The organism is Streptomyces sp. NPDC007917, assembly GCF_042959105.1.
GTDB lineage: Bacteria > Actinomycetota > Actinomycetes > Streptomycetales > Streptomycetaceae > Streptomyces.
The window spans coordinates 1-1267 of sequence record NZ_JBIBKK010000085.1; the positions used below are offsets into that span (position 1 = coordinate 1).

General features: G+C 68.2%; 2 protein-coding genes. Both read right to left on the minus strand.

The genetic code is table 11. The features are described from left to right. Positions 1-31: 31 nt before the first annotated feature. The gene (locus ACFZDL_RS47210) at positions 32-952 is read right to left on the minus strand and encodes an IS3 family transposase (RefSeq protein ID WP_353597343.1); all 921 of its coding nucleotides are present in this window, start codon (positions 950-952) and stop codon (positions 32-34) included. Beyond that, positions 949-1267: transposase (locus ACFZDL_RS47215; protein ID WP_353597344.1), on the minus strand; the 319-nt coding region annotated here is incomplete at its 5' end. The genes ACFZDL_RS47215 and ACFZDL_RS47210, both read right to left, overlap by 4 nt.

Sequence of the window (1267 nt, forward strand, 5' to 3'; positions counted from 1 at the left end):
TGAGGTTCCCCCGGTGCGCGGGTGTGGCTGATTAGCTGGTCAGGGCGGGTTGACGTGGTTTCAGGTTCACTGGTTTGGCCGCTGCCTGGTCGGCGTAGTGCTTCTCCTCGAATTCGATCGGGCTCAGGTAGCCGAGCCGCTTCTGGATGCGGCGGGGGTTGTAGAAGCCGTCGATGTACTCGAAGAGCGCGAGGTTCGCCTCGGCCCTGGTGGCGAAGGTGCGGCCGCGGATGCACTCGGTTTTGACCAGTATCCACAGGTTCTCCGCCAGGGCGTTGTCGAACGAGTCGCCGACCGAGCCCATGGATGCCTGGATCCCTGCTCTGACCAGGCGTGTCGTGAGCTTGATGGACGTGTATTGCGTGCCGTGGTCGGCATGGTGGACGAGCTCGCCGGGGGCGACCTCACGGCTGGTGAGGGCATACTCCAGCGACGACAGGACCAGGTCGGCGTCCGCGCGGGCGGAGGTCTCCCAGGCCACGACCCTGCGGGAGAACGCGTCCCGGATGGCCGACAGCCACAGTGGTCCCTCCCTGGTGGAGATCATGGTCAGGTCGGTGACCCACAACCGGTTCGGCGCGGGCGCCGTGAAGTCGCGTTGCACCAGGTCAGGAGCAAGGTCGGCGTCCGGGTCACGGCGGGTGAAGCCCTTGCCCCCGCGGGGGCTGATCCCGGCCAGGCCGGCCTCTCGCATGAGCCGTTCGACCCGCTTCCTGCCGACACGCACGCCCTCACGCCTGAGAACGGCGTGCACGCGCGGCGAGCCGTAGATACCGCCGGAGTCCTCGTGGACCTGACGGATCCTGTCTGTCAGGTCGGCGTCCTTGCGGCGCCGTTCGCACGGCTCCTTCTCGGCGCGTCGCCAGCGGTAATAGGTGGTGGAGGGGATGTGCAGTTCCCGGAGTACGGGCTCGACCCCCAGGTGCGGGTGCTCGTCGAAGAGCGCGGTCACCTGGGCCGGGTCGGGTCGAGCTGGGCTGCGAAAAAAGCCGAGGCTGTCCGCAGGACCTCGTTCGCCCGGCGCAGTTCCCGCACCTCGCGCCGCAGCTGGACGAGCTCTTCCTTCTCCTCGGTGGTCAGCAGGTCCTCCCGCTCGCCGGCGTCGGCCTCGGCCTGCCGGATCCAGGTGCGCAGGGCCTCGTGATGCACACCGAGTTCCTCGGCCATACGGCGGATGACGGGCTTCGGCTCGGCGGCGCGATACATACGGACCGCGCGGTCACGCAACTCCAGCGGGTACTTCCTCGGGGCAGGCATCGTCTGGTCT